The sequence below is a fragment of the Amycolatopsis sp. NPDC004747 genome (genome assembly GCF_053601335.1).
Genome location: NZ_JBSGBQ010000059.1, coordinates 26591 through 32728, shown reverse-complemented (window position 1 = coordinate 32728; position 6138 = coordinate 26591). Strand labels below are relative to the sequence as shown.

The 6138-nt window shown below is 72.7% G+C and carries 5 protein-coding genes; 2 read left to right on the top strand and 3 right to left on the bottom strand.

Annotated elements, in window-relative coordinates; translation table 11 throughout:
• Nucleotides 1–322: 322 nt before the first annotated feature.
• The 3 genes from ACWEGE_RS45915 to ACWEGE_RS45905 all read right to left on the bottom strand — a co-directional run bounded on the left by ACWEGE_RS45915 (nucleotide 323) and on the right by ACWEGE_RS45905 (nucleotide 3225).
• Nucleotides 323–907: a hypothetical protein gene (locus ACWEGE_RS45915; protein ID WP_449666816.1), complete on the bottom strand. Its 585-nt coding sequence runs from the start codon at nucleotides 905–907 to the stop codon at nucleotides 323–325.
• 49 nt (nucleotides 908–956) lie between these two features.
• Complete coding sequence (locus ACWEGE_RS45910; protein WP_449666815.1) at nucleotides 957–1373, bottom strand: STAS domain-containing protein; 417 nt, start codon at nucleotides 1371–1373, stop codon at nucleotides 957–959.
• A 250-nt stretch (nucleotides 1374–1623) separates the two neighbouring features.
• Nucleotides 1624–3225, bottom strand: a complete 1602-nt coding sequence (locus ACWEGE_RS45905; protein ID WP_449666814.1) for a sialidase family protein — start codon at nucleotides 3223–3225, stop codon at nucleotides 1624–1626.
• A gap of 318 nt (nucleotides 3226–3543) precedes the next feature.
• On the opposite strand from ACWEGE_RS45905, the gene ACWEGE_RS45900 reads away from it, so the two are divergent.
• Together ACWEGE_RS45900 and ACWEGE_RS45895 are read left to right on the top strand one after the other, a co-directional pair.
• On the top strand, nucleotides 3544–5016 hold the full coding sequence (locus tag ACWEGE_RS45900) for an aldehyde dehydrogenase family protein (RefSeq protein WP_449666813.1): 1473 nt from the start codon (nucleotides 3544–3546) through the stop codon (nucleotides 5014–5016).
• An 18-nt stretch (nucleotides 5017–5034) separates the two neighbouring features.
• Nucleotides 5035–6138, top strand: coding sequence for an NAD(P)-dependent alcohol dehydrogenase (locus tag ACWEGE_RS45895; RefSeq protein ID WP_449666812.1), 1104 nt, complete (start codon nucleotides 5035–5037; stop codon nucleotides 6136–6138).

Genomic DNA, 6138 nt, shown 5'->3' with positions numbered 1-6138 from the left:
GGGCCCGCAACCCACAGACCAACGCGACCAGACGACGCAAGCTTGCGGGCCCGGCTCAAAGTGATAGGCCTCAATCAGGCGACGGGATGACCACCCAGCGGCCCACCTCCACAAGGCGAGGTCGCAGCGGTAGTCGTGGTCATCCCGGAGCCTGCCCGTCCGGCGAGGACATTCTTTCTTCCAAGCCGCGGCAGCAGTGTCCCCCGCTCAGCCGCGGCAGAGCGGGAACAGCCGAGCAACCGCAGCCATCACGCTGCGGAGGTGAACAGGATTGCTCGCCAGCCGGACTTACGCATCACTCGTCTGGCGGGCGGACCGGAACTCACAGATCCGCCGCGCGCCGGAAAGCCCGGCGCAGCAGCAGGACGACGACCGCGCCGAGGAGCCAGCCGAGGGCGTACCCGGCGACCAGCGGCCACGCGGGCGAGCGCACCGTCCACTGGTACGCCCCGGCCAATCCCGCCGAGAGCACGGCCAGCAGTCCCACCCCTTCGAAGGCCAGGCGGGTGGGGTGGACGAAGTTCCAGCCGGTGACGCTGAACCAGCCGCGCGACGTGGGCACGGCGAGCGCCGCGGTCCGCCAGGCCTCCCACTGGATGTCCTCCGCCAGCCGCTCGGAAAGGGATTCCCGCAGGTAGCGCCGGATCAGCTTGATGTGGAAGTCGTGCAGGATGTACCGGCTGCCCAGTAGGTACGACGACAGCGGAACAAGCAGCAGCACGGCCAGGTTCGACGGCGCCGCGACGGCGACACTGGCGATCGCGCCCGCCGACGCCAGCTGCAGCGCGAAGACGCTCCACTGGGCGTTCGCGCGCCGCTCGGCTTCGGCGCGCAGCGCCGCGTACTCGGCCAGCATGACCTGGGTCGCGACCGCCGGATCGGGTTCGGCGTCGCCCGGTTCCCGCATGCCGCCAGGGTGCCACGGGGCGCCCCGCGGCGGGACCGCCGGACGAGGCTCAGCTCTGGCTCGGGATCTCAGTCGCGCGTTCCCACCCGGACGGCAGCCGGGTCACGTTGAGGGCGTGGTCGAGTCCGCTCACCGACAATGCCCGGCGCACCACGCGGTTGTCGCCCGTGACGATGCGCAGGGTCGCGTTCTCCCGCGCCACCCGGGCCTGGATGCCGCCCAGGGCCGCGAGACCGGCTCCGTCGAGGAAGTCGACCTCGGACAGGTCGAGCACCAGCACCGGGAACCTGCGGTGGGCCCAGGTGCTCAGCGCCGAGCGCACCTGGGGGGCGCTGTCCGCGTCGAGCGCGCCGCGGATGCGGACCATGACCGCGCCGAAGTACGGGCGGATCACCTGGATCTCGAACTGTTCGCGCTTCGGCGGCGCTACGGGGATCGCCGTCGCTGGGGGCTGGACGACTAACATTCCACGCCTCATTCGCAGATGACGTGACGAGGGGGTCGTTCTCGACCGACCCGCTCGGTCGCTGGCAAGTCGGGGGACGGGTGCTGCTGAACTGCACTTCGCAGCGTAGTCCTTGATCCGAACGGCGCAACCCCGCCAACGGCCGAACCGCCTGCCCCCGCACGCGACCCGCACGCGCGCCACTCAAACCACCCAGCCGGGTGAATCCTGGGCCGGGAACGGCGACCGGGTCGCCGTTCCCGGTCACCACTCAACCGGCGTGGTTGGCGAAGACGTCCGAAGCGCCGCTGACGGCCACCGGCCGGGCGACGCCGAAGTACGCGGTCAGCGTCGGGCCGGTGGCGGCGAGGCCGGAGTAGTCGCCGAGGAAGTAGCCGCCGGCGTCCGGTGCGGTCGTGTAGTCGAACGACGTCGTGGTCAGCCGCGTCTGCCCGTTGACCGCCCAGTTCGCCGGGTTGCCGCAGTCGCCGGCCGCGGCGTGGCAGTGGGCGATGAACGCGTCGGTGAGCCCGGGCTGCGCCGTCGTCGCGTTCTGCAGGTCGTAGTAGCTCAAGCCGATCGTTCCGTCGGCGGTGACGCGGATCTGCGGCACGAACGCCGGCGTGTCCCCCGGCGACTGGTCGACGCGGATCGTGTCACCCCAGGTCAGCCCGCCGTCCGTGGACTGCGCGAAGGCGATCTTCGCCGCGCCGGTGGGGCTGAACCGGGCGTCCTGCCAGACCGCGTACACGAAGCCGTTGACCGGGTTGACGGCGAACTCGGGCAGCTCGTCGCTGGAGCGGACCGGGTGCCCGGCGATCGTCACCGAGGCCACCTGCTGGGTGTCGATCCCGATCGCGCCGGACCACGTCGTCCCGCCGTCGGTGGACCGGATGACCGCCGCGGTCGACGTCGACGAGCCGCGGCAGTGCTGCCCGCCGTGGGTGAACGGGCAGGCGCCGCCCTTGTTGGTGATCAGGTCGAAGCCGTTGATCAGCACTCCCCGGCCCGGGCCGGTCGTGGGCACGACGATCTGGTTGCCGATCGTCTGGTCGTTCTGCCCGGGGTCGAAGACGATCCGGCCGGTGCTCCAGGTCGCGCCCTTGTCCGTGGTGCGGGAGAAGTAGCTGGGGCCGCGGTAGGTGAACGCGTGCGTGTACGCGCTCGGGTTGGCGTTGGTCTGCGGCGAGACCAGCTGGTCCCACACCGCGTAGGCGCGGTCGGCGAGCAGCGGGTCCGCGGTCACCGTTTCCTTGTCGTTGAGCACCTGCGTCGAGGTGTCCAGGCGAGCGGTGACGGGGGTTTCCCAGTGGTCGCCGCCGTCGAGGGAACGGCTGATCAGGATCGCGCTCGCCCCGCCGAACGCCGGGCCGTCGGCGTTGAAGGAGTCCGCGATCGAGTACACGACCCGGCCGTCGGCGGAGAAGCTGACCCACGGGTCGGTGGTGCGCTGGAAGTACCCGGGCGAGCCCGCCGTCGCGCCGGCGCAGATGCTGAACCGCGGCTGCGCGGCGGCGGGCGTCCAGGTCGCCCCGCCGTCGCGGGACACGACGTTGGTCAGGCCGTTCGACCCGCCGTCGTTCCAGCGGTCCTGCTGCGCCGAGCCGACGAGGTGGCGCGGGTCCGCCGGGTCGGCGGCGACGTACGGCTCGACCTCGGAGGCGGGGTAGCCGACGCTGCCCCGCGCCCGCTGCTGCGCGACGAGTGCGGCGCAGGCCGCCCCGCCGCCCAGCGGGTGGTCGGGCACCGCGACCGGCACCCCGGCGGCGAAGGTGGTGGCGACGGCGACCCCGGCGCCGGCCAGCAGGGCGGCCACCGCGAAGCCGGGTGGCAGGGATCGGCGGGCGAACCGATGGGAGTTCTTCGGGTTCACGGCGACCTCTTTTCCGAAACCTCCGGCGGGCCGTACGGAATGGACACGGCCCTTTCCCGGGCACGCTGGAGTCGGCTTTTCCCCTGCCGCCGTTACGCATCCCGGCCAACCGGGCGAATCATCCGGTTTCCCGGTGAAAAACTCGTCCGCCCACCCGGAATTGGTTAACGGACGGCCAAAAAAATGTGCCCGGAAATCGCGGGCGCGACGGCCGGGGGCGCGGCCCTTGACACCGGCAGGCTCTCCGCCGCACCCTGGCTCATCTCAGGGTTCCTGATATACACTCGTGGCACACAGCGCTCAGTGAGGAGTCGGCCGATGACCGCAGTGGAAGAGCGAGCGGGCACCAGACCCCGCCCCGACGTCGAACCGGGCCGGCTGTTCATCGGCGGCCGGTGGACCGAGACCGCCGGCCGCTTCGACACCGTGGACCCGGCCACCGGGCGGACCCTCACCTCACTGGCCCGCGCCACGGCCGCCGACGTCGACGCCGCGGTGGCCGCCGCCCGGCAGGCGTTCGAGGGCTGGGCCGCGACACCGGGCCGGGAGCGCGCCCGGGTGCTGCACCGGGTCGCGGACCTGGTGCGGGCCCGCGCGGACGAGCTCGCCGCCCTCGAAAGCGCCGACGTCGGCAAGCCGATCTCGCTGTGCCGGGTCGTCGACGTCGAGACCGTCGCCGAGCAGTACGAGTACTACTCGGCCCTGGCGCAGGGCCTGGACGGCGCGACGCGGCAGATCCCGATCCCGTCGCACGCCTACACGCGCCGCGAACCGCTCGGCGTGGTCGCCGCGATCACGCCGTTCAACTTCCCGCTGATCCTGTCCACCTCGAAGATCGCGCCCGCGCTGGCCGCCGGGAACACCGTCGTGCACAAGCCGGCCGAGGAGACCTCCCTCAGCGCGCTGCTGATGGCCGAGCTGCTCGCCGAGGCCGGCGTGCCCGACGGCGCGCTCAACGTGGTCACCGGCTTCGGCTCGGAGATCGGCGACGCCCTCGTGACCCACCCGGGGGTCGGCAAGATCGCGTTCACCGGCTCCACCGCGATCGGCAGGCACGCGGCGAGCGTGGCCGGGGAGCACCTCAAGCCGATCAGCCTCGAACTCGGCGGCAACGCCGCGCACATCGTGTTCGAGGACGCGGACGTCGAGCAGGCGGTCGCCGCGGTGATCAAGGCGTTCGTCTTCAACACCGGCCAGTTCTGCATGGGCGGGCCCCGGCTGCTCGTCGCCGACGCGCTCCACGACACGGTCCTGGGCGCCCTCGCCGAAGCCGTGCCGCACGTGCCGGTCGGCGACCCCTTCGACCCCGCGACGGTGGTCGGCCCGATGGCGGGCGAGCGGCACCGGGCGAAGGTGGAGCAGTACGTCGAGCAGGCCCGCGCCGACGGCGGCCGGATCGTCACCGGCGGTGGCCGGCCGGACCTCGAGGGCGGGTTCTTCTTCCAGCCCACGGTGATCGCGGACCTGCCGGCCGGCTCCCGCGTGATCCGGGAAGAGATCTTCGGCCCGGTGCTGACCGTGCAGCGCTTCACGTCCGAAGACGAGGCGGTCGCGCTGGCCAACAGCACGCCCTACGGCCTCGCGGCCGGGCTGCAGACGACGAACCTCGCCCGCGCGCACCGGGTCGCCGCCCGGCTGCAGGCCGGGATCGTCTGGGTCAACGACTGGGCGATGCTCGACCCGGCGATCCCCTTCGGCGGCGTCAAGGACTCCGGCTTCGGCCGCGAGTACGGCCCCGAATCCCTCGACGCGTACACGCGCACGAAGTCCGTCGTCATCTCCCTCGCCTGAGTCCCGAGGAGCAGCCCCATGACCACCACCACCGCGGCCGTCGTGGAGTCCGCCGGAGCCGGCTTCACCCTCGGCGAAGTGGCCCTCGACCGGCTCCGCCCGGACGAGGTCCGGGTCCGGATCGTCGCCACCGGCGTCTGCCACACCGATCTCGGCGTCGCCGCCGGCGCCCTGCCCTTCCCGCTGCCCGGGGTGCTCGGCCACGAAGGCGCCGGGATCGTGGAGGAGACCGGCGCCGCGGTCACCCGCGTGCAGGCGGGCGACCGGGTCCTGCTCAGCTACACCTCCTGCGGCGGCTGCGCGAACTGCCGCGACGGCCACCCCGCCTACTGCGAGACCTGGCTGCCCGCCAACCTGCTCGGCGGGCAGCGCCCGGACGGCTCCACCCCGATCTCCCGCGACGGCACCCCGATCGGCGGGCACTTCTTCGGCCAGTCCAGCTTCGCCGGGCACGCCGTCGCCGACGAACGCAGCGTCGTCAAGGTCGCCGCCGACGCGCCGCTGGACCTGCTGGCCCCGCTCGGCTGCGGCATCATGACCGGCGCCGGCGCGGTGTGGAACGTCCTGGCGCCGCGCCCGGGCGCCGCGCTGCTGGTCACCGGCGCCGGCGCGGTCGGCCTCTCGGCGGTGATGGCCGCCCACCTGACGCCGTCGACGAGGATCATCGCCGTCGACCGCGTACCCGGCCGGCTCGAGCTGGCCCGCGAGCTCGGCGCCACCGACACGATCGACACGTCGAGCGAGGACCTCACCGAGACGGTCGGCGAGCTGACCGGCGGCCGCGGGGTCGACGGCGTCGTCGAGACCACCGGCAACGCCGGCGTCCTGGGCACGGCGATCGGCACGCTGGCCGCCCGGGGCACCGCGGTCGTCGTCGGCGCCCCCGCGTTCGGCACCACGGTGGGAGTGGACGTCAACTTCCTGCTCCCCGGCCGGCACGTCGTCGGCCTCACCATGGGCGACGCCGACACCCAGGCACTGGTGCCGACGCTGGCCGAACTCGTCGCCGCGGGCCGGTTCCCGCTCGAAAGGCTGGTCACGCACTACGAGTTCGGGCAGATTCAACAGGCAGTGGACGACATGCTCGCGGGTACCACGATCAAACCGGTGCTCCGCTGGTGA